This window comes from Shinella sp. 20P9.1.1 (genome assembly GCF_057798995.1).
In genome coordinates, this window is the sequence record NZ_JBYOLC010000001.1 from 619,787 (window position 1) to 646,144 (window position 26,358).

The 26,358-nt window shown below is 62.8% G+C and carries 28 protein-coding genes; 5 read left to right on the plus strand and 23 right to left on the minus strand.

Annotation, left to right across the window (positions count from 1 at the left end; translation table 11 throughout):
* The first annotated feature begins 162 nt into the window (after window positions 1–162).
* A complete protein-coding gene (gene zwf / locus AC27VQ_RS02880; RefSeq protein ID WP_488715131.1) occupies window positions 163–1,620 on the plus strand; it encodes a glucose-6-phosphate dehydrogenase in 1,458 nt (485 codons plus the stop codon).
* Window positions 1,621–1,649: 29 nt separating this feature from the next.
* Here the strand turns inward: zwf and AC27VQ_RS02885 are convergent, their stop codons facing one another.
* Window positions 1,650–2,279, minus strand: coding sequence for a TetR/AcrR family transcriptional regulator (locus tag AC27VQ_RS02885; protein WP_488715250.1), 630 nt, complete (start codon window positions 2,277–2,279; stop codon window positions 1,650–1,652).
* 143 nt (window positions 2,280–2,422) lie between these two features.
* On the opposite strand from AC27VQ_RS02885, the gene AC27VQ_RS02890 reads away from it, so the two are divergent.
* Entirely contained in the window at window positions 2,423–4,459 is a 2,037-nt protein-coding gene (locus tag AC27VQ_RS02890) for an oxidoreductase (protein WP_488715132.1), read from the plus strand.
* A gap of 141 nt (window positions 4,460–4,600) precedes the next feature.
* The gene (locus tag AC27VQ_RS02895) at window positions 4,601–5,098 is read left to right on the plus strand and encodes a DUF3597 domain-containing protein (RefSeq protein ID WP_488715133.1); all 498 of its coding nucleotides are present in this window, start codon (window positions 4,601–4,603) and stop codon (window positions 5,096–5,098) included.
* Between the two features lie 60 nt (window positions 5,099–5,158).
* Here the strand turns inward: AC27VQ_RS02895 and AC27VQ_RS02900 are convergent, their stop codons facing one another.
* Window positions 5,159–5,926 carry an SDR family oxidoreductase gene (locus AC27VQ_RS02900; protein ID WP_488715134.1) on the minus strand — a complete coding sequence of 256 codons (768 nt, stop codon included), beginning with the start codon at window positions 5,924–5,926 and terminating at the stop codon, window positions 5,159–5,161.
* A 105-nt stretch (window positions 5,927–6,031) separates the two neighbouring features.
* Between AC27VQ_RS02900 and AC27VQ_RS02905 the strand changes: the two genes are divergently transcribed.
* Both AC27VQ_RS02905 and AC27VQ_RS02910 read left to right on the plus strand, forming a co-directional pair.
* On the plus strand, window positions 6,032–6,451 hold the full coding sequence (locus AC27VQ_RS02905; protein WP_488715135.1) for a winged helix-turn-helix transcriptional regulator: 420 nt from the start codon (window positions 6,032–6,034) through the stop codon (window positions 6,449–6,451).
* Window positions 6,452–6,543: 92 nt separating this feature from the next.
* Window positions 6,544–7,038 carry a YciE/YciF ferroxidase family protein gene (locus tag AC27VQ_RS02910; RefSeq protein WP_313527693.1) on the plus strand — a complete coding sequence of 165 codons (495 nt, stop codon included), beginning with the start codon at window positions 6,544–6,546 and terminating at the stop codon, window positions 7,036–7,038.
* A gap of 260 nt (window positions 7,039–7,298) precedes the next feature.
* On the opposite strand, the gene AC27VQ_RS02915 is transcribed toward AC27VQ_RS02910, so the two are convergent.
* From AC27VQ_RS02915 to AC27VQ_RS03015, 21 genes are all read right to left on the minus strand, one after another.
* Window positions 7,299–8,333, minus strand: coding sequence for an ornithine cyclodeaminase family protein (locus AC27VQ_RS02915; RefSeq protein ID WP_488715136.1), 1,035 nt, complete (start codon window positions 8,331–8,333; stop codon window positions 7,299–7,301).
* A gap of 329 nt (window positions 8,334–8,662) precedes the next feature.
* Window positions 8,663–8,884 carry a hypothetical protein gene (locus AC27VQ_RS02920; RefSeq protein WP_421589860.1) on the minus strand — a complete coding sequence of 74 codons (222 nt, stop codon included), beginning with the start codon at window positions 8,882–8,884 and terminating at the stop codon, window positions 8,663–8,665.
* Window positions 8,885–8,981: 97 nt separating this feature from the next.
* Window positions 8,982–9,656: a spermidine synthase gene (locus tag AC27VQ_RS02925; RefSeq protein ID WP_488715137.1), complete on the minus strand. Its 675-nt coding sequence runs from the start codon at window positions 9,654–9,656 to the stop codon at window positions 8,982–8,984.
* A 179-nt stretch (window positions 9,657–9,835) separates the two neighbouring features.
* A complete protein-coding gene (locus AC27VQ_RS02930) occupies window positions 9,836–10,651 on the minus strand; it encodes a PA3715 family protein (RefSeq protein ID WP_488715138.1) in 816 nt (271 codons plus the stop codon).
* A 239-nt stretch (window positions 10,652–10,890) separates the two neighbouring features.
* Window positions 10,891–11,094, minus strand: a complete 204-nt coding sequence (locus AC27VQ_RS02935; RefSeq protein ID WP_313527702.1) for a cold-shock protein — start codon at window positions 11,092–11,094, stop codon at window positions 10,891–10,893.
* 206 nt (window positions 11,095–11,300) lie between these two features.
* On the minus strand, window positions 11,301–12,212 hold the full coding sequence (locus AC27VQ_RS02940) for an ABC transporter permease (protein ID WP_488715139.1): 912 nt from the start codon (window positions 12,210–12,212) through the stop codon (window positions 11,301–11,303).
* Complete coding sequence (locus AC27VQ_RS02945) at window positions 12,209–13,303, minus strand: ABC transporter permease (RefSeq protein ID WP_488715140.1); 1,095 nt, start codon at window positions 13,301–13,303, stop codon at window positions 12,209–12,211. Before AC27VQ_RS02945 ends, AC27VQ_RS02940 begins: the two co-directional genes overlap by 4 nt.
* Window positions 13,300–14,817 (minus strand): ABC transporter ATP-binding protein, encoded by a 1,518-nt coding sequence (locus AC27VQ_RS02950; protein ID WP_488715141.1) that lies wholly within the window; start codon window positions 14,815–14,817, stop codon window positions 13,300–13,302. Before AC27VQ_RS02950 ends, AC27VQ_RS02945 begins: the two co-directional genes overlap by 4 nt.
* A gap of 4 nt (window positions 14,818–14,821) precedes the next feature.
* The gene (locus AC27VQ_RS02955) at window positions 14,822–15,919 is read right to left on the minus strand and encodes a BMP family ABC transporter substrate-binding protein (protein WP_488715142.1); all 1,098 of its coding nucleotides are present in this window, start codon (window positions 15,917–15,919) and stop codon (window positions 14,822–14,824) included.
* Between the two features lie 23 nt (window positions 15,920–15,942).
* Window positions 15,943–17,313: an amidohydrolase gene (locus AC27VQ_RS02960; RefSeq protein WP_488715143.1), complete on the minus strand. Its 1,371-nt coding sequence runs from the start codon at window positions 17,311–17,313 to the stop codon at window positions 15,943–15,945.
* 1 nt (window position 17,314) lies between these two features.
* Complete coding sequence (locus AC27VQ_RS02965) at window positions 17,315–17,974, minus strand: glutathione S-transferase family protein (RefSeq protein ID WP_488715251.1); 660 nt, start codon at window positions 17,972–17,974, stop codon at window positions 17,315–17,317.
* Window positions 17,974–18,819, minus strand: a complete 846-nt coding sequence (locus AC27VQ_RS02970; RefSeq protein ID WP_488715144.1) for an aromatic ring-hydroxylating dioxygenase subunit alpha — start codon at window positions 18,817–18,819, stop codon at window positions 17,974–17,976. The genes AC27VQ_RS02965 and AC27VQ_RS02970 overlap by 1 nt, the downstream gene beginning before the upstream one ends.
* Window positions 18,816–19,457, minus strand: coding sequence for a Rieske 2Fe-2S domain-containing protein (locus tag AC27VQ_RS02975; RefSeq protein ID WP_488715145.1), 642 nt, complete (start codon window positions 19,455–19,457; stop codon window positions 18,816–18,818). The genes AC27VQ_RS02970 and AC27VQ_RS02975 overlap by 4 nt, the downstream gene beginning before the upstream one ends.
* Before the next feature lie 124 nt (window positions 19,458–19,581).
* Complete coding sequence (locus tag AC27VQ_RS02980; protein WP_313530394.1) at window positions 19,582–19,851, minus strand: acylphosphatase; 270 nt, start codon at window positions 19,849–19,851, stop codon at window positions 19,582–19,584.
* A 99-nt stretch (window positions 19,852–19,950) separates the two neighbouring features.
* Window positions 19,951–20,655: a GntR family transcriptional regulator gene (locus AC27VQ_RS02985; RefSeq protein ID WP_421589850.1), complete on the minus strand. Its 705-nt coding sequence runs from the start codon at window positions 20,653–20,655 to the stop codon at window positions 19,951–19,953.
* Between the two features lie 147 nt (window positions 20,656–20,802).
* Complete coding sequence (locus AC27VQ_RS02990) at window positions 20,803–21,519, minus strand: aspartate/glutamate racemase family protein (RefSeq protein ID WP_488715146.1); 717 nt, start codon at window positions 21,517–21,519, stop codon at window positions 20,803–20,805.
* 1 nt (window position 21,520) lies between these two features.
* Window positions 21,521–22,243: an ABC transporter ATP-binding protein gene (locus tag AC27VQ_RS02995; protein WP_117369848.1), complete on the minus strand. Its 723-nt coding sequence runs from the start codon at window positions 22,241–22,243 to the stop codon at window positions 21,521–21,523.
* A gap of 3 nt (window positions 22,244–22,246) precedes the next feature.
* Entirely contained in the window at window positions 22,247–23,029 is a 783-nt protein-coding gene (locus AC27VQ_RS03000) for an ABC transporter ATP-binding protein (protein ID WP_421589848.1), read from the minus strand.
* On the minus strand, window positions 23,026–23,997 hold the full coding sequence (locus AC27VQ_RS03005) for a branched-chain amino acid ABC transporter permease (RefSeq protein ID WP_488715147.1): 972 nt from the start codon (window positions 23,995–23,997) through the stop codon (window positions 23,026–23,028). Before AC27VQ_RS03005 ends, AC27VQ_RS03000 begins: the two co-directional genes overlap by 4 nt.
* A gap of 4 nt (window positions 23,998–24,001) precedes the next feature.
* Window positions 24,002–24,871 carry a branched-chain amino acid ABC transporter permease gene (locus AC27VQ_RS03010; protein WP_313530408.1) on the minus strand — a complete coding sequence of 290 codons (870 nt, stop codon included), beginning with the start codon at window positions 24,869–24,871 and terminating at the stop codon, window positions 24,002–24,004.
* A 97-nt stretch (window positions 24,872–24,968) separates the two neighbouring features.
* Window positions 24,969–26,156, minus strand: a complete 1,188-nt coding sequence (locus tag AC27VQ_RS03015; RefSeq protein WP_421589846.1) for an ABC transporter substrate-binding protein — start codon at window positions 26,154–26,156, stop codon at window positions 24,969–24,971.
* Between the last annotated feature and the right edge of the window lie 202 nt (window positions 26,157–26,358).

A 26,358-nucleotide genomic window follows, 5' to 3' on the forward strand; every position in this document is an offset into this window, starting at 1 on the left:
ACGCTTGATCGCCTTCGCAAAGCAGTCTCTACTCAACCTGCAATCGGGTGAGGATTTGTTGTGGCGACCTCAAAAACGAGGAAGACGGATTCGCGACGGCGTGGAGCTGGTGCGGCCAGCTCCACGCCGCAGGGTGTAACTCAAGATTTCGGGACGGATGCTTTGCGCAAGAATTCCACACGGGTTGGTCCCGGCTTTCCACAGGTCGTCGTGCTGTTTGGCGCGACGGGTGATCTCTCCCGTCGCAAGCTCCTTCCGGGGCTGTTTCATCTCATCAATGCCGGTTTCATTCCGGGTTGCCGGATCGTCGGCGTTTCGTTGGACGATATCGATGTCGACGGCTTCAGGACGATTGCCCGCGAGGCGCTCGACAAGTTCCTGACCCGCCAGTTCACGCAGGCCGAATGGGAGGCTTTCTCCGCATCGCTCGACTATGTGCCGCTCAATGCCGGGGCAGGGGCGCTGAGGCAGGCGGTCGAAAAGGCGGAGGAGGCGCTCGGCCCGGAAACGCGGCGCGTGCATTACCTGTCCGTGCCGCCGAAGGCCGCGCTGCCGGCCGTTCAGCTTCTGGCTGAGGCGGAACTGGTGGAGCGCTGCCGCATCATCATGGAAAAGCCGTTCGGCACGGACCTCGCAAGTGCGGTGGAGCTGAACAAGAAGCTCCACGAGGTCTTCGATGAGAAGCAGATTTTCCGCATCGATCATTTCCTCGGCAAGGAGCCTGCGCAGAACATCCTGGCCTTCCGCTTCGGCAACGGGTTGTTCGAACCGATCTGGAACCGCAATTTCATCGATCATGTGCAGATCGACGTGCCGGAAACGCTCGGCCTTGCGACGCGCGCCGCCTTCTACGAAACGACCGGCGCCTATCGCGACATGGTCGTGACCCATCTCTTCCAGATCCTGGCCTTCATGGCGATGGAGCCGCCCACCGCGCTCGAGCCGGCGCCGATTTCGGAGGAGAAGAACAAGGTGTTCCGCTCCATGCTGCCGATCGAGCCGCGCGACGTGGTGCGCGGCCAATATATCGGTTACCGCAAGGAGCCGGGGGTCGATCCGGAGAGCGATACCGATACGTTTATTGCGCTCAAATGCGCGATCGACAACTGGCGCTGGGCCGGCGTGCCCTTCTTCCTGCGCACGGGCAAGCGTCTCGCCGAGGGGCAACGCATCATCTCCATCGCCTTCCGCGAGCCGCCGAAATCGATGTTCCCGCCCGGCTCCGGTGTGGGCGCGCAGGGCCCCGATCATCTGACTTTCGACCTTGCTGATGCCTCCAAGGTGTCGCTTTCCTTCTATGGCAAACGCCCCGGTCCGGGTTTCCGGCTCGACAAGCTGTCGCTGCAATTCGCCATGAGCGAAACCGGCCTGATCGGCGAAGTGCTGGAGGCCTATGAACGGCTGATCCTTGATGCAATGCGCGGCGACCACACGCTATTCACCACCGCCGAGGGCATCGAGCGGCTCTGGGAGGTCTCCCAGCCGCTGCTCGACAACCCGCCGCCGGTCAGGCTCTACGATCAGGGCGGCTGGGGTCCGAAGTCGATCCACCAGCTCATCGCCCCGCATGCCTGGCGTCTGCCTTTCGAGCGCGCTTGGCGAGATTCGTCGAAGGGGTAGGCGGCGGCTGAAGCCGTTTCGGTGCCGGCTCAGTCGGGCCGGTAACCATGGCGGGCGAAGAAGCGGTCGAGTTCGTTTCGGCGCGGCGTCTGGCCGGTGTAGATCGCGATATATTCCGGGATGCGCTTCATGCGCAGCGCGATGTCCTCCTGCGCCTGCATGGAGATGTAGCCGATCTGGACGAGGTAGGTCGTCCGCGCGCGGACGTCGGCGGCGGTCTCGTCATAGCCGAAGCGCACGAACATGCCGACCAGAGCCTCCAGCCGCGTTTGGTCGGCCTGCCGCACCTCTTCGAGAATGTCTTCCGATTGCAGCGCCCAGCTTCGAACGGCGAATTCGAAGGGAGAGTCGAACAAATCCTTGTCCAGCCAGCAATCGAAGACGTTCAACATGGCTTCGGTCAGCGATTCCGCATAGGCTTCGGACCGCTTCACCATGTTACCGGTGTTCTTTTCCCGCCACCGCGCGATCAGCGCGTTCAGCAGCTCCTCCCGATCCTTGAAGAACCAGTAGAAGCTCGTGCGGGAAAGGTTCAGCCGCTTGGCAAGTGGCAGGATCTTCACCGAATCCACCCCGGATTCGAGCAGCGCGTCATAGGCAGCCGCGAGCCACCCCTCCTGGGAGCCGCGCCAGCCGCTGTCGATCGTTGCCTGTTCCATCATGCCTCCTAGCAAATCCTGCCCGGCGTGACAAGCAAATGTACATATGTGTCGATATTCCGGTCAGGACTGTTTTCCGAATATTGACACATATGTACATTTCCGCTTACCGTCCGGAAAACCGACAAACCGGAGCCTGGCGCATGTCCAACGATCCCCTGCTGCAGCCCTATCAGCTCAAGCACCTGACCCTCCGCAACCGCATCATCGTCACCTCGCATGAGCCGGCCTATCCGGAAGATGGCATGCCGAAGGGCCGCTACCGGGCCTATACGCTGGAGCGCGCGCGGGGCGGGGTGGCGCTCACCATGACGGCGGGCTCGGCCGCCGTCTCGAAGGATAGTCCGCCGGTCTTCAACAACCTGCTCGCCTATAAGGACGAGATCGTTCCGTGGATCCGCGAGATGACCGACGCCGTGCACGAAGAGGGCGCGGCGATCATGATCCAGCTCACCCATCTCGGCCGCCGCACGCGCTGGGACAAGGGCGACTGGCTGCCTGTCGTCGCCCCCTCGCATCATCGCGAGGCGGCGCACCGCGCCTTCCCGAAGAAGCTGGAAGACTGGGATATCGAGCGCATCATAAAGGACTTTGCCGATGCGGCCGAGCGGATGAAGGCGGGCGGCATGGATGGCGTCGAGCTGGAGGCCTATGGCCACCTGATCGACCAGTTCACCTCACCGCTCACCAACGAGCTCGACGGCCCGTATGGCGGCTCGCTCGACAACCGCCTGCGCTTCTGTTTCGACGTGTTCAAGGCGATGCGCGAGCGGGTCGGCAACGACTTCATTCTCGGCGTGCGCTACACGGCCGACGAATGTCTTCCCGGCGGGACCGGAAAGGCCGAGGGCTTGGAAATCTCCCGCCGCCTCAAGGAAAGCGGCCTCATCGATTATCTCAACGTCATCCGCGGCCATATCGACACGGATCCCGGCCTGACCGACGTCATCCCGATCCAGGGCATGGCGAGCGCGCCGCATCTGGATTTTGCCGGCGACGTGCGCGCGGCGACCAAGTTCCCGACCTTCCATGCGGCCAAGATCCAGGATGTCGCCACGGCGCGCCACGCCATCGCGGCCGGCAAGGTCGACATGATCGGCATGACCCGCGCCCACATGACCGACCCGCATATCCTGCGCAAGATCATCGAGAAGCGCGAGGACGACATCCGCCCCTGCGTCGGCGCCAACTACTGTCTTGACCGCATCTACCAGGGCGGCCTGGCCTTCTGCATCCACAACGCGGCGACCGGCCGCGAAGAGACCATGCCGCACAGCATCCCGAAGGCGGATGTGCGCCGGAAGATCATTGTCGTCGGCGCAGGCCCTGCCGGTCTGGAGGCGGCGCGGGTGTCTGCCGAGCGTGGCCATGAAGTCGTCGTCTTCGAGGCGGCGAACAATCCCGGCGGCCAGATCCGCCTGACGGCGCAGAGCGAGCGCCGCCGCGAGATGATCGGTATCATCGACTGGCGCATGAGCCAGTGCGAGAAGCTGGGCGTCACATTCCACTTCAATACGTGGGCGGATGCCGATGCGATCACGGCGGAAAGCCCCGATGTCGTGATCATCGCGACGGGCGGACTGCCGCATACCGACGTGCTGACCAAGGGCAACGAACTGGTCGTCTCCTCCTGGGATATCATTTCGGGTGACGTGAAGCCGGGCAGCAACGTGCTCATCTATGACGACGCTGGCGATCATGCCGGCCTGCAAGCCGCCGAATTCATCGCCAAGGCGGGCGGCAAGGTCGAGATCATGACGCCGGACCGCGCCTTCGCGCCCGAGGTCATGGCCATGAACCTCGTGCCCTACATGCGATCGCTGCAGAAACTCGACACGACCTTCACCGTCACCTACCGCCTGGAGGCGGCGGAAAAGAGCGGCAACCAGCTGATCGCCCATGTCGGCAGCGATTACGGTGGCGTTTCCAAGCAACGCACCGTCGACCAGATCGTCGTCAACCACGGCACTATCCCGCTCGACGATCTCTACTTCGAGCTGAAGCCAAGCTCGAAAAACCTCGGCGAAGTGTCCTATGACGAGCTGCTGAATGGTGCTCCGCAGACCGTCGAGCGCAATCCCGAAGGCGCCTACCAGCTCTTCCGCATCGGCGATGCCGTCGCGGCCCGCAACACGCATGCGGCGATCTATGACGCGCTCAGACTCGCAAAGGATCTCTAATGGCGGCGTGAAGCGTTTGGTGTGTGACATGGCCGGCCTCGCCGCTTTCGCGGATGGTGGCCGGGATTGAAGTTCCCGCACATTGAAACGTGGGGTCGCGGCCCTATCCTTCTTGAGACAACGACCCAAAGGAGCCAGTCAATGAGCATTTTCAGCCGCATCAAGGAGAAACTTTTTGGACATCCGGCCGCAACGCCGGATCATGCCGTAACCGCCGGTGCGGGCAAGCCCGCAACCGCTGATGTAGCGGCCACTCCCACCCTTGGCGGCCAGGCGGATCAGGGCAAAGCAGAAAAGGTTGCGACGCCGATCCTCAGCGATGACGTCACTGCAACGCTTTCGGGAGCTCATTCCGACCCTGCCACCTCAGGAAATGCCGGCCCCGTCGATGTCGCAGCTATCATGGACGCCGCCGTTAAGGAGAACGGTCAGAAACTAGACTGGCGGCGTTCGATCGTGGACATGATGAAGGCGCTCGATCTGGATTCCGGCCTGTCGGCACGCAAGGAACTGGCCGATGAGCTGGGGTTTACAGGCGACAAGAACGATTCCGCCGCGATGAACATGTGGCTGCACAAGGCGCTCATGAAGGCCTTGGCCGACAATGGCGGCAAGGTGCCGGCCGAACTGCTCGATTGAGGCAAACGTGGAGGCGCTGGATATCCGGCGCCTCCAAAATATACCGAGCATGTCGTCGCTTCACGCTCCTTCATGGGCCTTGCGAGCAAAATCATTGAGGGCGATGACGGTGGCGTCGAAGCGCTGTTCCGCCTCGGCGTTTCTCAGGAAGCCGACGCGTTGCACGAGAATTTCCGGCGGCGTGGGATGCTGCTGGAAAAGTGCGATGACTTCATCGATGAAGTCCTCGAGCGGAAGATATCCCTCGCGCGTGGATTGGCCGGGCGTCAGCTCGGTCTGAACGGCAGGCGGCACCAATTCGATCACCTCGATCTTGCCTTTCAGGACCTCGCGAAGCGAGACCGTGTAGCTGTGAATGGCGGCCTTTGTGGCAGAATAGGTCGGCGTCGCCGTCAGCGGCACGAAGGCGAGGCCCGAGCTTACATTGACGATCACGGGGTTGGCTTGTGTACTCAAATGCTCGACGAGCGCATTGGTCAGGCGGATCGGGCCGAGCAGGTTGGTGGTGATCGTGGCCTCCGCATCCGCGAGATCACGGAATCCCTCCAGCGTCTCCATGCGCATGACGCCGGCATTGTTGACCAGCACATTGAGGCTTGGGAACTCGGCGATGACCGTCTTGGCAAATGCCGCGATGCTTTCCACGCTGTCGATGTCAAGTTGAACGGCGTGGATATTCGGACGATTCCCGATCGCCTGCCGCAACGTCTCCAGCCGTCGTCCGGCGATGATAACGGTGTTGCCGAGATCGTGGAAACGATGGGCGAGCGCCTCGCCGATGCCCGAACCGCCCCCGGTGATGAGAATGGTGCTGTTGTTTGTCTGCATGGACGTGAACCTCGTTGCTGTTGTTCCCCGGCAAATTAGGGTTCATACTCTCTGTTCCAAAGTAGGCACCAAAAAGATTTGTACGCACCAAAAGGAGAGTATCTGATGCGCCGGGCGATTGCGGACCCTCAAATGGAAGAACGGCTGCACGGCCCCGTCCCTGAACAGGTCGATCCGGCGATTGAGGCGCTTGTCGAGGACATTATCGGCAAGGTCGCCGACAAATGGACGATGCTGATCCTGGAGGCGTTGCAGGAACAGGGAACGCTGCGTTTTACCCAGCTTGGCAAGGCTGTTGGTGGCATCAGCCAGAAAATGCTGACCCAGACGGTGCGGCGCATGGAGGAGGACGGCCTTGTCCGCCGGACCGTGCACCCTGTGATCCCGCCGCATGTCGACTATGCGCTCACGCCGCTCGGTGAAAGCCTGAGCCAGGCGTTCTGCGGGGTCTGGATATGGGCGGAAAAGCACCACGATGCGATCAAGGAAGCCCGTCAGGCTTTTGCGAGCAACAGGAAAGGCTAGCCTGTCTTGCATTTGCGACAATTCTCGCGATTACGGAACGATTGCTCCCCTCGTTGATTTCTCCGGCGCATTCATGCGTAAGGAGAAACATCATGAAATCGCTATCCGATATTTTCGAGCATACGTTGCAGGACATCTACTACGCTGAAAACGCCATTACCAAGGCGCTGCCGAAGGTCGCCAAGGCGGCCAAGAGCGCCGAGTTGAAGAAGGCGGCGGAAGAGCATCTTGCCGAAACGAAAGAGCAGATCACCAAGCTGGAGCAGGTGTTCAAGTCCATCGGCAAGAAGGCGTCCGGCGAAAAGTGCGACGCCATCGAAGGGCTGCTCAAGGAGGCCGATGGTCTGATGAAAGAGGCCGAGGGGACGGCGCTGGATGCCGGGCTTCTGGCTGCTTGCCAGGCTGTCGAGCACTACGAAATCGCACGCTACGGTTCATTGCGCGAATGGGCGAAGGATCTCGGCCACGATGAAGCCCACAAACTTCTCAGCGAAATCCTCGACCAGGAGAAGGCGACGAACAACAAGCTGACGAACCTTGCGGTGACCTCGATCAACAAGACGGTCGCCAAAGCGAAGGCCGCATAGCGCCGGGTGGGGCGTTGCTGTGCGCCTCAAGTCTAAACAGGTGTGAAAATGTGTGGTGGCGCCGGGCTTTCGGCTCGTCAACCCGGCACCACCACACCCCCCGGGGAGTCGTCAGGTCTTCGCCTCGCGCAGGTCGAGGAAGTGCTTGATGCCCATCTCACTCTTCCCCCCACAGGCGCGGTAAAGCGGCAGCCATGCAGATATGGCGACGGAAGGCTAGCGCTGTGAATGTGATCTCCGCTCTCCTCCAGAGCGCGGCCTCAGGCCGTGAGGTCGATTTCGCGGCCGATACCCTTCGCTCGCGCGCTGGCGACGATAAGACTGCCGATCGCCAAATCCTGGATGGCGAGGCCGACGGAATTGAACAGGGTGATATCCTCTGCGGACGTGCGGCCCGTGGCCGCGCCGGTGATGACGTCGCCGATTTCGGTCGAGGCCTGTTGCGCGGTGATCGCTCCGTCGGCAATGGCCAGAAGCAGATCACCCGAGTCGTGCATGGACATGGGCAGGCTGTCGAGGAAGACACGTGCCCGCGCCATGCCGGCGGAATCGATTTCGCGGTGGTCCGGGCGTGGCGGTGCGCCGACCGCGTTGATATGCTGGCCCGGTTTGAACCAGGCGCCTTTGACATGCGGCTCGCGCGCCGGTGTCAGCGTGCAGACGATGTCGGCCTTGGCGAAGACGTCCTCAGGCGAGGCTGCGCCTTCCAGCACGAGATCGGGAAAATCACGGCCGACGCGTTCGATGAAGCGGGCGACGGTAGCTTCCGAGCGCGACCACACCACGACGCGCTCGATTGCGCGGACTTCGCGGATGGCGCGCACATGCTCGACGGCAAGATCGCCGGCGCCGATCAGGCCGAGAAAACGGCTGTCGGCGCGGGAAAGATGGCGTGTCGCCACGGCGCTGGCGGCGGCCGTGCGGATGCGGGTCGGAATTTGGCCGTGGAAGATCGCCACCGGCGCGCCGGTCTCCTGTGAAACCAGCAGCGCCACCGAGCGCTGCATCGGAAGGTTCCGCGCCGGATTGTCGGGAATGTCGGCGAGCAGCTTGACGACGGCGAGGCCCTGACGGTCGGCAAGTGCCGGCATCGCCAGGAAGGCGCCGGTGCCGGACGGCAGCTTCATCGCAGTCGCTGCCGGCTGTGCCGCCGCGCCGTTTGACATGTCGGCATGCGCGTTTTCCACCGCTTCGATGACCTCGGCCATGCTCACCAGTCCCTCGATTTCGGATCGGGACAGCACGAGCGTCGTGCGCGGGGAGAGGGGGCTGTCGGCTCTGCTATCGACGTTCATAGGCGCTCTCGCTGGCTTCGCGTGACGTTGGAAATTCTGTCGTCCGGAAGAACCTCATATCCTTCTCGCATTGTGATGCTATGATTTGATTGTATGCAATGTCAATGAATAATGATCGACACAAATCGTCAATATTTGCCATTTCGGTGGAAGATATAGGCAAAAATTGCATGCAGTTTGCGTTTTTCATACGAAAGACGTGGTGGGTGCCGCTGGTGCGGCGTGATGAAGTGGATGAAACACCCACATCCCTGGCTATGATGTGAGCGAAAATCACGAAGTTGGCTTTCCGCTGCGTCGGCCTTTGGAATGGCATGCAGAATTGTATGCTATTCCGGCGACACCAGCCCGTCGAAAACCTCGACGAGCGCAGTGACGATGGCCTGACCGAGCGCATTTGCCGTCTCTGCGATTTGCGCATCGTCGCCGTCACGGGCAGCAAGCGCCAGGTTTCCGCCTTCCTCCGCGACGATTGCCTTGGCGCGCTCGATAGCCCATTGCGCAAAATCACTGCGGCTGGATATCGTCATCATTTCCGATTGTTGATCCATTCGGTTTCTTCCGGGTTCGAGCCTGATAATCATTTCGCATAACAATAGGCTGACGGACGCGACCCTGCCCAAGGCAGGGTTAAACCCACGGAGTCAGCTAACGTCTGGTCGCCATCCATATGACATGGCGGGCACCACTGTTCTTGGTGCTGGCGCGCACGCGCACCTCGTCGGCGGCAAAACCCGCTTCGCCCAATCGGCAGGTAAACGCGTTGTCGGGCGCCGACGACCAGACGGCGAGTACGCCGTTCGGGCGCAAGGCGTCCTTGGCAGCGCGTAAGCCCTTGTGGCTGTACAGGCCGTCGTTGGACGCGCGCGTCAGCCCGTCCGGGCCGTTGTCGACATCCAGCAGAATAGCGTCGAACGCTGCGGTCTTCGAGCGAATGAGGGCACCGACATCACCGACATGGATATCGACGCGAGGATCGTCGAGTGTGCCGGCATGCAGGTCCGCCATCGGTCCGCGCGCCCATTCAACGACGGCCGGAACGAGTTCGGCGACGATGACGGACGTGTCTTGCGGCAACACGCCGAGGGCCGCCCGCAAGGTGAAGCCCATGCCCAGGCCGCCGATCAGCATGCGGGCGTTCTTCCGGCCCGCAATGCGCTCGCAGCTCAGTGTCGCCAGGGCCTCTTCGGAGCCGCTGAGCCTGCTGTTCATAAGCTCCGTCGAGCCGAGCATGATGGAGAATTCGCTGCCGCGCTGCTTCAGGCGAAGCTCGCCGCCATCGCCGGGAATGGTTGCACGATCAAGCTGGATCCAGGGAAGCATCGGGGTGTCTCGCGGCCTTGTTCAGGCGCCTCGTAGCATGGTGGCGTGAGCGAAGATATCCCATTGTCGGCGAACCGGGAAAGGGTGTTTTGTTTGGGGAATGGACGGCCAGCGGTCATGGCTGGTCGATCGTGCCGGGCGTACCGCAGATGGATCGGCACGCCCGGGCCGGCAATCACCTACTCGGTCCGGCTCAGCCCCTCCGGAACGCGATAACCGGAGGCTTCATAGCGCAGCCGGTAGCTGTTGCTGCCTGCGGTCTTGGTATCGATGCACGCACCGTCCTTGCCGGGCGTGCTTATGGTCGTCGTGCTGGTTTCGTCGACCACGATATCGGCGATGGCGTTTCCGGCCGAGGGAGCCATGGAAAGGGTGCGATCCGTGTTATGGAATTCGCCGGCGCAATTCGTATCCCATTCTCCCTGGTTGCTCGAGACGACAATGTTGTCCAGAACGGGCGTGAGGCGCTCCTTGTCGTCGATGCGGAAGAGCCGGAGCGTCGTTTCGCCGAAAGGGTTGGGACGCGAACTGCCCTGCAGCGACACGCGCAGCCCGAAGGCCGTCTTGCCCGGTGCAAGGTGATAGCGCGCCGTATCGAACGCAATGCTTGAAATATACAGGGCATCATCAGCCATGAGATGCGGCAGGCGTAATCGCTGCCTGGCCGCGGAATCGCTGCTGTTGACGACAAGCAGCTCGAGATCGCCCTCGTTGCCGTCGTCGGACTGGCGCGTCATGAGCGGCACGGCCACCAGCGTGAGCTCGGGCCGAGACGGCCAGACCCGGCAGATGATGGCATGCGGGTCGTCGTAGGCGCTTGCCGATACCTTGATGGTCGCGCCGTCGACATGTCGAAGGCGAGAACGAGGGGGATCAGGCCTATCAATGCGAAGGGTCGCGCAAAAAACGGTAAAGATTGCCCCAGGCTGTGCATATCCAAGTCCCCGTGATGTTCGATCATGGAGCGGAACATACAGACGATCTGCCGGGCTCACAAATGGCTTGCGGCATTCGGACGGCCGGCTGAAGCCGAAGCGGGCGTTTTAGAAAATGGATAGAGTCAGTTGTTTGCATGGCGCCGATATCGGCAAGAGGCTCGGGAATGTCACAGCGATCATTCCGGGGCAGAGGTCTGAACCACAAGATCGCCAAGGACGGCGATTGCCCGGTCTCTTCGGCGTCCCGTGGACGCGCGGTGGAAAAGGGGACGGCAAGGCCGTCCCCAAAATCATGCTTAGGCCAAGCGGACGTTTTCGGCCTTCGACTTGCCCGTCTTGCGGTCCTGGCCGATGTCGTAGCTGACCTTCGTGCCGTCGCGGAGCGAATCGCCAGCCTGCACTGCGGAAACATGGACAAAAACGTCTGCCCCGCCATTGTCGGGGGTGATGAAGCCGAAGCCCTTATCCTGGTTGAAAAACTTTACGGTGCCGGTTGCCATGTTATCCTCGTGATCTCAGTGCCGTTGTGGCCACTGCTGTAGCTTAAGCATCGTTCTGCGCCCCTGCAACCGCTTATTCGCGTTGTGTTGGCAAGGCTGGGAACAATCCTATGGATTATAGTCTTACGCGTGACGCAAATCCATTCAAGCCCGATTGGGCATATCTGTGGCCCTGACAGGAATATTGTTGGGTATCAGCATGAAAATCAGCGTTCAAAAGGCTCTCCAAGCGAGGCGACACCGTTGAGCTTGAGCAGGCGGCGATCGGCGGAGATGATGCCGAGCACGATGATGGTGACGATATAGGGCAGACTCGACAGCAACTGCGAGGGCAGATCGAGCCCGGTCGTCTGGGCGGCAAGGCTCATCAGCGAGACGGCGCCGAACAGGCAGGCGCCGAGGAAGACGCGGCCGGTCAGCCAGGTGCCGAAGACGACGAGGGCAATCGCGATCCAGCCGCGGCCGGCAATCATGCCGTCGGCCCAGAGCGGGGTATAGACCACCGAGGCATAAGCACCCGCAAGGCCGGCCATCATGCCGCCGAAGGCGACGGCGGCGACGCGCACGCCGATGACGGGATAGCCGATGGCATGCGCCGCCTTCGGATTTTCGCCGACGGCGCGAATGACGAGGCCGGTCTTGGTGAAAGCGAAAGTCGCCCAGATCGCCAGTGTCGCAAGCGCCGACAGCCAGACGACGGCGTCCTGCGCGAAGAGACCGCCGACGACAGGCAGGTCGGAAAGGCCGGGAATGCCGATCTTCGGCAGGCCCTTCACCGTCAGGCTCTCGTAGCTTTTGCCGAAAAGCGCAGCCAGGCCTTGTCCGAGAATGCCGATGGCAAGGCCCGTCGCGACCTGATTGGCGCGGAAACCGAGCGCGATGAGGGCGAAGACGAGCGAGAGCAGCGCGCCGCAGACCCCGGCGGCGATGAAGGCGATGAAATGCCCGCCGCCGTGATAGACGACGAGGAAGGCAATGACCGCACCGAAGGCCATCAGCCCCTCGACACCGAGATTGAGCACGCCGGCACGCTCGACCACCAGTTCGCCGAGGGCGGCAAGCAGGAACGGCGTGGCTGCCGCCAGCATGCCGGCGAGAATGAATTCGACGGCGTTCATGACGGGCTCCGCGCGGTGACATGCGGCCATTCGAGGCGATAGCGCACGAAGGCGACGGCGACGAGATAGGCAAGCAAGAGGCTGCCCTGAAAGACACGCACGGCGGCGATCGGCAGATTGGCCGAGACCATGGCATTGTCGCCGCCGATCGAGATCGCCGCCATCACCAGCGAAGAGATGACGATACCGATCGGGTGCAGGCCGCCGAGATAGGCGACGATGATCGCGGAATAGCCGTAGCCGGTGGAAATCGAGCGCTGGAGCTGGCCGAGCGGACCGGCGACTTCCGCGCCACCCGCAAGGCCAGCGGCGAAACCACCGATCAGCAGCGACAGCCAGATCGCCCGTCCTTCGCTGAAGCCGGCATAGCCGGCCGCGCGCGGTGCAAGGCCGCCGACCTGCAGCTTGTAGCCCATGAAGCTTCTCTGCATGAAGACCCAGGCTGCGAGCGAGAGGGCGAATGCGATGAGCAGCGAGACGTTGACGCGCGTGCCGGCAAACAGCGTCGGCACCATGGCGTCGTACTGGAACATCACGGATTGCGGAAAGTTGAAACCGTTCGGATCCTTCCAGGGGCCGAGCAGCAGATAATAGAGGAGCTGCGCGGCGACCAGGCTCAGCATCAGCGAAACGAGGATTTCGTTGGCATTGAGCCGCACGCGCCAGAATGCGGTAATGCCGGCCCAGAGCGCGCCGCCGATGGCGCCGATCAGCAGCATGGAGGGCCAGATCCAGCCGCCGGTCGCCTGCGGAAACCAGATCGGAATGGCCGAGGCGAAGATCGCGCCGAGGATGAACTGCCCCTCCGCGCCGATATTGAACACCTTGGCGCGAAAGCCGATGGCGAGGCCCTGCGCGATGAGAAGCAGCGGCCCGGTCTTCAAGAGCACTTCGGAAAACGACGACCAGGAGAGGAAGGGTTCGAGCAGCATGGCATGCACGACGGCGGCGGGGTCGCGGCCCATCAGCACATAGAGCGCGAGATTGAGCAGGATCGCGGCGGCGAGCGCCAGTGGGGGCGCGAACAGCATCGCCTTGCGCGAGGCGCGTTCGCGGCGCACGAGGTTGGGCAGGAAATGCGTCATGCTCATGCGTCGGCCTTTTCCGGCTTTGCGCCCATCATGTAGCGACCGATCTCTTCCGGCCTGGTGTCGCGCGTCACGAGCGGCGGGCTGAGGCGGCCGTGATAGAGCACCTGGATCGTGTCGGCGAGTTCGAAGAGTTCTTCCAGTTCCTCTGATATGACGAGGATCGCCATGCCGGCATTGCGCAGCGCGATCAGCCGCCGACGAATGGCCGAGGCGGCGCCGATATCCACACCCCAGGTCGGTTGCGCAACGAACAGCAATTTCGGCGCCAGCATGATCTCACGGCCGACGATGAACTTTTGCAGGTTTCCGCCGGAAAGCGCCCCGGCCTCGGCCTGCGGACCAGGCGTGCGCACGTCGAAGTCACGGATGCAGGTCTCGGCAAAGGCGGTGGCCCCAGCCTTGTCGACGAGGCCGTTTTTCAGTAGCTTCAACGGATGGGCGGTGAGCAGCCCGTTCAATACCAGCGACATTTCAGGCACAGCACCGCGGCCGAGCCGGTCTTCCGGCACGAAGGCGAAGCCGCGCGCGCGGCGAGCGGCCGGGCCGAGCTGGCCGACATCGGCACCCATCATGCGGATGCGGTCCTTCTCGTGTCGGGAAAGCCGCGTCTCGCCGGAGATCAGGGCGGCGAGTTCGCTCTGGCCGTTGCCGGAAACGCCGGCGATGCCGAGGATCTCGCCGGCATGCACCGTCAGATTGATATCGGCGAGCGGCACGGCGAAGGGATCGTCGGGCGTATGGTCGAGATTGATGATCTCGAGCTGCTTGTCGCCGCCGGTCCTGGGTTCGGCCGGCATCGGCTCGGGCATGTCGCGGCCGATCATCATGCGGGCGAGATCATGCGCGTCATGCTCGCGCGGATCGACATTGCCGGTCACGCGGCCGGCGCGCAGGATCGTCGCGCGGTCGCAGATCGCCCGGATTTCCTCCAGCTTGTGCGAGATGAAGAGAATGGAAACGCCGCCGTCGCGCAGGCGCCGCAGCGTATCGAAGAGCTTTTCCACCAGCTGCGGCGGCAGGACCGAGGTCGGCTCGTCGAGGATTAGAAGCTTCGGATTGGTCATCAGGCAGCGGATGATCTCCACCCGCTGGCGTTCGCCGACGGAGAGCGCATGCACATGGGCCAGCGGATCGACCTCCAGGCCGAAGTCGCGGCCGAGCGTGCGGATGCGCTCGGTCAGCTCCGCTTTCCTGCCGGGTACGACGAGGCGGATATTCTCCACCACCGTCAGGGTCTCGAACAGCGAAAAATGCTGGAAGACCATGCCGATGCCCTGCCGGCGCGCTTCAGCGGGGGAGGCGAGGGCGAGAGGTTCGCCCTGCCAGGTGGCTGTGCCGTCGTCCGGCTGTTCGACGCCGTAGATGAGTTTCATCAGCGTCGATTTCCCCGCCCCGTTCTCGCCGAGGATCGCGTGGATCGACCGGTCTGCCACGTCAAGGTCGATGCCCTGGTTGGCCTTGATCGGCCCGTAGCTTTTCGAAATGCCGCGCAGCGACAGGAGGGGCGGGGTCATGGACTTACTTCGGCAGCGGGGTGGTGACGCCCTTGACGTGCCAATCCATGGCGACGATTTCGGCATCCGTCATAGTTGCGCCGGCTGCGACACCTTCGCTGCCATCCGCTTTGGCGATCGGGCCGGTGAAGGGCGAGAAGCTGCCGTCGGCGATCTTGGCCTCGACGTCCTTGATCTTCGTCATCATGTCGGCCGGAATAGCGGGGTTCCAGTCCGTCACCTTCACGACCTTGTCGGCGACGCCGAGGAAGGCATTGGCGCCCTTGAAGGTGCCGGCGAGATGCGCTTCGACCGAGGCGAGGAAGAAGGGCGACCAGTCGGTGGCAACGCAGCCGAGGTAGGTCTTCTCGGCGTATTTCTTCATCGAGGAATTGAGATTGAAGGAATAGACGCCGGCGTCCTCGCAAGCCGCCACGACGGAAGGCGTGTCCTGCGCGTTGGAGAAGATCACGTCGCACTTCTGGGCGATCAGGGCCTTGGCCGCTTCCTGCTCCTTGGCCGGATCGAACCAGGAATTGACCCAGACGACCGAGACTTCGATATCGGGGTTCACGGCCTGAGCGCCGAGCGCGAAGGCGTTGATCGAGGTGATCAGTTCCGGGATCGCGAAGGCCGAGACCGAGCCGAGCTTGCCGGTCTTCGAGACCGCCGCGGCCGCCATGCCGAGCAGATAGGTGCTCTGGAAATATTTTGCCGCGAAGGGCGAGAAGTTCGGCGCGACCTGGAAGCCGGAGGCATGCAGCACGGTGACGGTGGGATCGCGGCGGGCGATCTGGAGGGCGCCGTTCTGATAACCGAAGGAGCCGGCGATCAGGAACTTGTTCCCGTCGGCGACGGTCTTGGTCATGATACGGTCGGCATCGGGGCCTTCCATGATGTTTTCCAGCACCGTGACCTTCACCTTGTCGCCGTACTTGGCCTTCACCGGCTCGAGCGCTGCGGAAAGTGCGTGGCCCCAGCCCACATCGCCGATCGGCGAGGGCACGACGAGCGTGATGCCGAGCGGTTCGTCGGCGGCAAAGGCGAGGCGGCTGCCGAGCACGCCGGCAAGGCCGGTGGCGGCCGCGGCCTTCATCAGGTTTCTGCGGGTCAGGTTGGTCATGATGGTTCCCTCTGGTTGGTTTTTTAGAATTCTACGGTGGCGAGTACGGCTTCCGCGTCGGCGGCAAGCCTGGCCTCATCGAGGCCGGGGAATTCGCCGTCCTGCCAGACGATGCGGCCATTGATCATCGTCATGTCCGTCGCCATGCCGATGCCGACGCGCGGGATCAGGCTTATGGGATCATGCCGCGTGCCGACATAATCCATGCGGCGTGTGTCTATGGCGAAGAGATCGGCGGCCATGCCGGGCGCGAGCCGGCCGATATCCGGCCGTCCGAGCAGGCTCGCGCCGCCCGTCGTGCCATAGCCGAGGAAATCGGCGGGGTCGGGTACGGGATGCTTGCGCGTCGAGGCGACGAGGCATTGCAGCATGTAGGCCGAATGCAGGCAATGCATCAGGTTGGAGTTGTCGTTGGAGGCAGCACCGTCGCAGCCGAGGCCGACGCGCAGGCCGAAGGCGGCCATGGCGGGAATGTCGGTCACTTCCGCACCGACGAGATAGACCGGCTCCGAGCAATGCGAGATGCCGGTGCCGCTTGCTGCCATGGTCTTCAGCTCGTCATGCGTCAGTTCCCAGCAATGGGCGTAGAAGGCATCCGGGCCGGCGAAACCCAGTTCTTCCAGGTAATCGACGGTGCGTTTGCCATGGCGTGCTGTGATGACCGGGCTCTCGCCCTCGCCGACATGGGTATGCAGAAAGACGCCGCGATCACGCGCCAGCGCGACGGATTCCACGAAGGTCTCGCGATAGCAGTTCACCGGCTGGCACGGCGCGACGACGACTTGGCGCATGCTGAAGGGCTTTGCGTCGTGATAGGTGTCGATCAGGCGGGCACAATCGGCGATGAATTCGTCCGTCGTCTCCAGCATGGCGTCGGGGATGGTCGACCCTTCGGATTTCGGCAGCGTGTTGCCGCCGCGGCCGGCGTGGAAACGCATGCCCAAGAGATCTGCGGCCTCGAACTGCCGGTCGATCAGCCGCTTTCCGGCATGGCGCGGGAAATTGTACTGGTGGTCGAAGGCGGTGGTGCAGCCGTGTTTGATCAGTTCGGCCATCGCCGTGACGGAGGAGTGGTAGAAGCATTCCTCGTCGAGCTGCGAGAAGATCGGATAGATGCGGTCCAGCCACTCGATGACGGACAGTTTCGTCCAGTCGAGATCGGCGCGGTTGCGCACGAAGCACTGGAAGAAATGGTGATGGGTGTTGACGAGGCCGGGATAGACGAACCAGCCTGTGGCATCCTGCACCTGAACGCCGGGGCCGGCGGACAGGTTCTCGCCGATCGCCTTGATGGCGGGGCCCTCGGTGAGGAGGTCGACATTGCGCCGGACCGTGGGGCCGTTGCCGTCATTGACGATCACGGCGGCGCAGTTCTTCAGGAGATGGCCGCTCATGTCACGCCTCGCCCGTTTCGAGCTGCGGCTCCGGCTTCAATTCGTGCAGCCGGTGGATGCCGGGCATTTCGATGAAGCCGGGAAGGGAGCGAAGCCGGCGCGACCACAGGCGGATCGCCGGATAGGGATCGAGCGGCACACCACCGTCGGGCGCGAGTGCCACATAGGGGAAACAGGCGATATCGGCGACCGTCGGCCGGTCGGCCGCAAGGAATTTCTGTCCGCGTTCCGCCTGCTCGACGAGGCCGAGTTCCAGTTCGCGAAGGGCGGCGATGCCCGATGCCTGAAGGGCGCCGATATCGCCGGGCCGCAGCAGCATTTCATGCAGGCGCGCGCCGCCGAGGCTGGCCGTCAGCCGACCGGAGAAGGACAGCCATTGCTGCACGCGGGCGGCCTCTTGTGCATCGCTGCCGGCGAGCCAATCCGGTGCCGCTTTCGCCGCGAGATAGACGAGCATCGCGGAGGACTCGGTCAGGAGCACGTCGCCGTCTTCGAGGATGGGGATGGAACCGGCCGGGTTGAGCGCCAAGAGTTCCGGGCCGCGATGTTCGAGGCCGGGATGGAAATCCACGGCGCGCAGGTCGAGCTTGACGCCGCACAACGCCGCCATCAGGCGCACCTTGTAGCAGCTCGGCGAGAGAATGTAGTCGTAAAGCTTCATCATTGCGCCACCAGCTGCGCGCCATAGGTAAAGTTGTGACGCTTGAGCCAGCGCCGGTACGCGACGGAGGTCAGGTCCGCGCGCGTCGGCATTTCCATGCCGGGATCGAGCGGCAGGAGGCGCGGCACCTGGTTTTCCAGGATCGAGCGGTCCTGCAGGAAGATCGTCTGCTGGAAATGGATGAGATCGGTCATCGGCGTGTCGTCGTCGAACAGCGCCATCCAGGGCCAGACGTCGCAAAGGTCTTCGGCGAGCGGCTGCACGAAGAGCGTGATAACGTCCCATTCGCTCGGCTTCGGCGGGCAGGTCTTGTAGAGCACGGTAGAGGTCGGTCCGGCCACGCGGTACATATATTGCGTGGTGATGCCGCCGCTCGCCGATTTCGCGGCCTGCGGCTGGTAGAACTGCACCTGGGTCGCCCAGACCTCGTCGACATCCTCGCGGATTTCGACCTTGTAGGCCTGCACTTCCGTATGCGGCTCGGCGCCGAGAATATCGGTGTGCACGAAGGGGAAATGGGCGATGTCGAGGAAATTCTCGACGGCGCGCAGGGGCGAGCAGCGCACGCGCACCACGCCGACATCGACGAAACGGCGACCCGGCTGGTCGGCCTCGGGAATGGCGAAGAGCTCCTTCTTCGGATCGCCCAACGACGTCCAGACATGGCCGTAGCGCACGCGCACCGGCAGGCTGCGGCCGGCGCCGTCGGTCACTTTGGCGTCGCCGTTCTCGTCGCGCGCGACCACGATCGGCTCTCCCATCAGCATGGTCTTGCGGCCGGTCTCGTCGAGTTGGCCGAAAATGCCGACCGGGTACCATTCATCGAGCATGGGACCTATGCTCATTGGGCGGCTCCCTTCTTCTGGAAGTCCTCGGCCTTGCGGCGAAGGCTTTCGGCAGCGCGCGCCGCTGCGATGCGGGCGGCCGGGCCGGCGTCGGCCGATACCAGTATATGAATGAGGGTTTCGCCATCCTTCGCAGACGACAGCAGCAGGCGGATGCCTTCCGCTTCCAGCAGCCCTTCGGCATTGGCCTTGGCGCCGGCAGCCGCCTCTATGGCGGCGATGTCGGCGAAGGCGGTGAGCGAGCGCAAGGACACGAGGCCGGCAAGGGCAGGCGGCGCGGCGGCGGGCTCGCCGACGGCGACCCAGACCACGCCATCGGCTTCTGTCACCGGATGGGTGACGGTGCGGATCGCTTCGGGCGGCGTCAGTCCCGGATGGGCGGGGATGCGAAGACAGTTCCCGGCCTGCCCGTAGCTCCAGCCGTGATAGATGCAGGACAGCGTCTCGCCGCGCACGAAGCCGTGCGAAAGGCTCATCCCACGGTGCGGACATCGATCCGCCGAGGCGGCGACATGGCCGGACTGGCTACGCCAAAGGGCCAGCGCGCCGGTGGGAATGCGGGCCGGCATGACGGTTCCCGCCGGCAGATCGGAAGAAAGGGCGACCGGAACCCAAGAGCCCGTCGGCTCCGCAGGCATGAGGATATTTTCCAAGTGACTTCAACCGCTTGATTTTGCAGAAGGCGAAAGATCCCCTCTACGTTTGCACAAACAGTTCCGCATTGGCAAGTTTGATCAAATACAGGAATGGCGGCTTTTCCGGCTATCCACCGGCATTGCTGACGGACCTGCGATCGATGGTTTCAACCCATACGTTAATCGGGCCGAGCAGGCAGCCAACCTCCATCATATCGATGAGCTCCGGCGCGCCGGCAAGGTCCACCTCGATGCGGTCCGGACCGCTATGGGTGATGGCCTGGGAAAGGCCGAGCTTGGCGGCATGGCGACGGATCCACGGCAGAAAACTGTCCGCGTCGAGCTCGCCACGGATCGTCATGCGTTCTCGCAAGAGAGTATCGTTTTCACCCGGCATGGAAGGCTCCAACACCATCATCGTCTCCGCAGCATAGCGGCTCGATCGGTTTGTTACAGATTTTTTGGGCGGCGCGATGACGCGAGCAGGCCATGCAGGTCAGAGCAGGCCTTCTGCCACGGCATAGTCCGAGAGCACGTCCTTCATGTCCCGGTCGCTGTCGCGTGGCAGGAGCGCGCGGGCCGAGATCGCGTCGAGATGGTGCATCATCAGCTTGGAGGCGGCATCCGTCTGGCCTGCGATGAGATGCTCAAGGATTTCCTGGTGTTCGGATACGGCACAATCCGAAGAGTGCGGCCGTCCGTAGAGCGCCAGGATGAGGGAGCTTCGGGCGACGGTTTCGTTCACATAGCGGATCAGGCTGGCATTTTCGGTCATCTGGGCGAGTATGGTGTGAAATTCGCCGGCAAGGCGGATCGACACCGCATGCTCCGGCTTGGCGGCCTCCTCCGCCGCGATATGCGCGGTCAGCGTTTCGATCTGCGCCTTTGTCAGCTTGCCCGAAAGCGATTCCACGACGAGGCGTTCGAGGGCCATGCGTGTGAGGAAGAGGTCCAGCCCTTCCTCCAGCGTCGGTCGCGCGACCGTCGCGCCCTTGTTGGGCGTCAGGTCGACCAAGCCTTCTTCGCTGAGCCGCACCAGTGCTTCGCGCACGAGCGTGCGGCTGACCCCGAGACGCTCGCCAAGCAGGTCTTCCGGAAGCTTCGCTCCAGGGAGAAGCGCCTGATCGAGGATCGCGCGCTTTAGGGCACGATGGACAGCCGGCGAGCGCCCCCGGCTGGAATTGGCTGCTTTCGGCGCCATGCGGCAATCTCCCGTCCCGAAAATACGCCCGCAAATTGCATGCACCGCCCCCTTATGTCCATGGCGAATAGGGCCATGAACATGGATGAACAATAATATAATTACCGCAGATGTTCCATCCAGAGCATGGGAGCGTGAAGCCCCAAACTAGGATCCGAATATGCTCTCCAGCTTGCTGGCCGGCGGTGGGGCGTAGCCGCCGAGGCGGGAGGTGCGCATGTTGAGACCGGCCATGGCTTCGGCCATCTTGACCGCGCAGGAGACGCCGTCGAGCACGGGCAGGCCGTGTTCGGCGGCAAGATCGGCCGCGAGGCTCGCCATACCGGCGCAGCCCAGCACGATGGCCTCGGCGCGATCTTCGGCAACGGCGACGCCGATTTCCGCGCTGATCTTCTGCCGCGCATTCGAGCCGGGCTGCTCGAGTTCCAGCACGGCGACCTCGGACGAGCGCACGCGGGCGCAGCGGGCGTCGAGGCCGTAGCGGGCAAGGTTATGCTCCAGCGCCGGCACGGACCGGGCAAGCGTCGTGACGACGGAGAACTTGTTCGCGATCATCGAGGCGAAGTGATAGGCGGCCTCGCCGATGCCGATAACCGGCTTGTCGGTGAGGCAGCGGGCGGCATCGAGGCCGGTATCGTCGAAACAGGCGATGACGACGGCGTCGCAATCGGGATTGCGGCGGATCGTGTCGAGCAGGCCGGCGAGGCTCATCGCCTCGTCGAAATAGCCTTCGATGGAGACGGGGCCATGCGCCGGGTTGACGGCGGTGATGTCGGTGCCGGGAGAGGCGGCGGCGCGCGCCGCCTTCCCGATATGATCCGTCATCGAGGCGGTCGTGTTGGGGTTGATGACGAGGATTTTCATGTCAGAGCTCGCCTCCGAGGTAAGCAGCCTTGATGCGGTCGTCGTTCATCAGCTCTTTCGAGTTGCCTGACAGCGCGATCGACCCGGTGGAGAGCGCATAGGCTCGGTTCGAGATGGACAGCGCCATGCGGCTGTTCTGCTCGACGAGGAGGATTGAGACCTTCTCGTCGCGGCTGATGGCGACGATGGCGCGGGCGATGTCCTGCACCAGTTTCGGCGCGATGCCGAGCGATGGTTCGTCCAGCAGCAGGAGTTTCGGACGGGCCATCAGCGCGCGGCCGATCACCATCATCTGCTGCTCGCCGCCGGACATGGTGCTGGCCTGCTGGTGGTAGCGCTCGCGCAGGCGGGGGAAGCGCGTCAGCACGTTTTCCAGCGTCTGCTCGATTTCCGCCTTGTCGGTGCGGGTGAAGGCGCCCATCAGCAGGTTGTCCTTGACGGACATCAGCGGGAAGGCGCGCCGTCCCTCCGGCACCATGGAGATGCCGCGCCGCACGATCTCTGCCGCCGAGGTGCCGTTCAGCTTCTGTCCCTGGTAGAAGATCTGACCGGACTTGACGGACCGGAGCCCGGTGATCGCCCGCAGGATCGAGGATTTGCCTGCCCCGTTCGCGCCGATCAGCGCGACGGTTTCGCCTTCGTCCACATCGATCGACACGCCCTTCAGCGCATAGATATGGTCGTAGTAGAGTTCGATATTCTCAACGCTCAATATCTTTGTCATGGCTTACATCCCGATCGCCGCATCTTCGGAGCCGAGATAGGCTTCGATCACCTTCTCGTTCTCGCGGATTTCCTTGGGCGTGCCCTCGGCGATTTTCTGGCCGAAGTTGATGCACACGATGCGGTCGCTGATCTTCATCACGGCGGGCATGTCGTGTTCGACGAGAAGAACAGTGACGCCACGCTCGTCGCGAAGGCGGCGGACAAGCCCGACCATCTTCATCGTCTCGTCGTGGTTCATGCCGGCGAAGGGCTCATCGAGCAGGATGACCTTCGGATCGGTGGCAAGGCCGATGGCCATGCCGAGCGCGCGCAGATGCCCCTGCGGCAGGTTGGAGGCGAGCTCGTTGCGGATCGCCTGCAGGCCGAGGAAATCGACGATGTCGTCGGCCGACTTGGCGAAGGCCGCCTCGTCCTCCTTCGCCTGCCTGGTGCCGATGAAGAAGCCGAAGAGGCTCGCCTTCGAGCGCAGATGATGGGAGACGATGATGTTTTCGCGCACTGTCATGGAGCGGAAGATCGTCGTTTCCTGGAAGGTGCGCACCACGCCCATCTGCGCGACCTTGTGCGGCGCGAGGCTCGAAATGCGCGTGCCGTTGAACAGCACTTCGCCCGATGTCGCCGGCACGAAGGAGGAGATCAGCTTGAACAGTGTCGATTTGCCCGCACCGTTGGGGCCGATCACCGAGAGGATTTCCCCCTTGTTGACGTCGAAGGTGACGTCGTTCACCGCCGTCAGGCCGCCATAGCGCTTGGTGATGTTCTTGATCTGCAGGATCGGGGTCATGCCCGGCCCTCCTTCTTGTCGAGAAGGCTGAGGACACCGTTCGGCAGGACCAGCATGAGCAGGATCATGACGCCGGAATAGATGAGCAGCTGGTATTCCTTGGCGATCGACAGCAGGTCCCAGCCGAAATAGAGCAGCAGCGTGCCGAGCATCGGGCCGAAGACGTAACCGAGGCCGCCGAGGAAGCAGTAGAGCATGAAGTTCACGCTGTCGGCGACCACGAAGGACGACGGGTAGATCGACTGGGCGATGGAGGCGAACATGGCGCCTGCAATGCCGCCGAAGAACGAGGAGATCGCATAGGCGAGCAGGCGGAGATAGGCGGTGTTGACGCCGATCGAGGCCGACAGTTCCTCATTCTGCTGAAGGCTGCGGCAGAGATGGCCGAGCCGCGAATTCACGATGCGCCAGAGCACGAGATAGGTGAGGATCATCAGCACCACGGCCATGACATAGAAGCCGACGCGCGGATTGGAGAGCGTTGCGAAGTCCGGGATGATGGTTAGGCCGAAGAGCGAGAGCGCGCCCGGCTGCGGGATCGAGGTGATGCCCTTGGCGCCGTTGGTGATCGGCAGGGCGAGGGCGGCCAGGCGGGCGACTTCCGTCAGAACCAGCGTGACCATGGCGAAGTAAACGCCGCGCAGCCGGAGGATCGGCAGACCGATCAGCACGGAGATGAAGGCGCAGAACAGGCCTGCCAGCGGCAGCGTCCACCAGAACGAGACGCCGGCCTTCGTGACGAGGATCGTCGAAACGTAGCCGCCGACCAGCGCATAAGCGCCCTGACCGATATTGATGCGGCCGATATAGAAGGTGAGCCAGACACCGGCCGCACCGACGGAGAGCAGAGCGACCGAGGTCAGCGTGTAGTAGAAGTCCCAGCGCCCGGTCGCGTTGATGAACAGCGGGACGAGAACGAAGACGGTGAGAAGGAAGGCTGCGAAGCCGAGAAGTCTTTTCGTGTTCATGACCTTAACCCCACGGCTTGCCCATCAGCCCCTGCGGGCGGACGGCGAGGAAAACCATCAACGTGGCGAAGATGACGAGATAGGTGATGTCGCCATAGGCCGAGAGCACGGTCAGGCCGACGCTCTCCATCATGCCGAGGATGAAACCGCCGGCGATCGCGCCCGAAATGACGCCCGCACCACCGATCATGATCATCAGGAATGCCTTGACCGAGGTCGGGCCGCCCATGCCGAGATTGACGCCGGTGATGGTGACGAGAAGGCCGCCGACGAGGCCGGCCAGCATCGCGCCGAGCGCAAAGCCGATCATCGAGTAACGGGCGACGTTCACGCCCATCAGCTGCGCCGCCATCTTGTCCTGGGCGAGCGCCCGCATGGCGCGGCCGGTCTTGGAGTAGTTCATGAAGCCGATGAAGACCACGATCAGCAGGATGGCGAGCACGCCGATCAGAATGCGGTCGTACGGCATGATGATGCGCATATCGAGGTTGAGCACGCCGTTGACGATTTTCGGCACGCCGCGCTGCTTTTCGCCGAAGAAGAGCAGGATGACGGCATCGAGGAAGAAGGCGACGCCGGCTGCAAGCAGCATGGTCGATTCATCGCGCTTGGAGCGGCGCACGACCGGCGCAAAGAGGAATTTTTCGATGGCCGCCCCCATGATCGCAAGCACAATCGCCGAAGCGAACAGGCCGACGACGAAGGGCAGGCCGAGCTGGACGACGACCGTATAGGTGACGAAGCCGCCGAAAACGTACATCTGCCCGTGGGCGAAGTTCAAAACGTTCATCAGCGAGAAGATCAGGGTCAGTCCGAGGGCGATCAACGCATATTGCGCCCCGAGATAGAGACCGTTGGCGATTATCTGTTCCATCGTGAGCCTCCAATGGAAGGACGTTCAGGCAAAGGGGACCCGGCCGAACGACGCGGCGCCGTCCGGATCCCCTGTCTCATCAGTGCCTAGGCTCCGATCAGTCGACCTGGCCGACGAACATCGTCTCGAACTTGCCGCCCTTGTACTCGTTCACGACGAGCGGGACGGACACCTGACGCTTCTGGCCGAAGGAGGTCATGCCGACATATTTCAGCTTGGCATCGCCCTTCATGAACGGGTTCGGCGCTTCGAACGTGTCCATGGTCTTCTTGTATTCCTCGACATTGTCGATGGCGGCCGGGTTCGCCTTCAGCGTCTCGATAATGTATTCGAGCGCGTAGACCTTGGTGTTGGACTCGTCGTTGTACTCGCCGAACATCTTCGTATAGCGATCAACGAATTCCTTCATCGTGTCGCTGGCGAGTTCCGGCGTGGACGCGCCGCCGACCGAGATGAAGCCCTCGGCAAGCTCGCCTGCACCTTCCTGCAGAACGGTCGCATCTTGCCCCGTTTCCGTGGAAATGAAGCCGGTATAGCCAAGCTCGCGGGCCGAACGGATGAGCTGCGGCGCGTTGGCCGGGGAAACACCCGAGAGAACGAGCAGGTCGGGCGACGCCTGGATGACCGGCAGCAGGACCGGTGTGAAGTCGGTCGTATCCACCTGGTAGGTCACGTTGCCGGACACCACTTCAAGGCCGAGCGCCTCAGCGGCGGCAATGCCGGATTCACGCTGGCTGAGCGGGTCGGATTCGTTCGCGGCGACGAAGGCCACCTTCTTCACGCCCTTGTTTTCCTTGAGATACTTATAGATGGCCGGACCAGACTGGTAGTTTGCCACCATGCCGAGGATCGCGTTGGAGGCCGGTGCGGTGAAAAGCTCTTTCGGGAAGGCGTAGGGGAAATACATGATGCCGTTGTGCTCGGCGACCGGGCGCACTGCTGCCGCGCCGTCATCGACATTCGGGCCGACGACATAGTGCACGCCGTCCTGTGCCATCTTTTCCATGCCGGCGATGGCGCGCTTCGGGTCCTTCTGGTCGTCGAAGGGCACGATCTCGATGTCGTAGGTCTTGTCGCCGATCTTCACGCCGCCGAGTTCGTTGAGCCAGGCGGCGCGGGCTTCCATCGAGCGCTGGTTGGAAATACCCCAGGCGGCGGCCGGGCCGGAGGTGACGCCGACGAAGCCGATCTTCAGCTTGGCGTTCTCGGCATGCGCCATCAGCGGCAGAGACAGGAACGTCGCTGCGGCGAGGGCGGAAAACTTCAGGAATGTACGCTTGTGCATGTTGTTCTTCCTCTGGGCCATTGATTTATTTTCTAATGGCTGGTGGGCCGCGAGGGCGGCCACATCAGGCCTTGGCAAAAGCATTCAATGCATTGTTAACAATCCTGTCAAGTGGTCGTGCACAACGCGAGGAAGTTTGATCGACGAAATCGTGGCTTGTTGGTTGATGAAATCGGCCCTATTTAGAAGCCGGGTGCAGCAG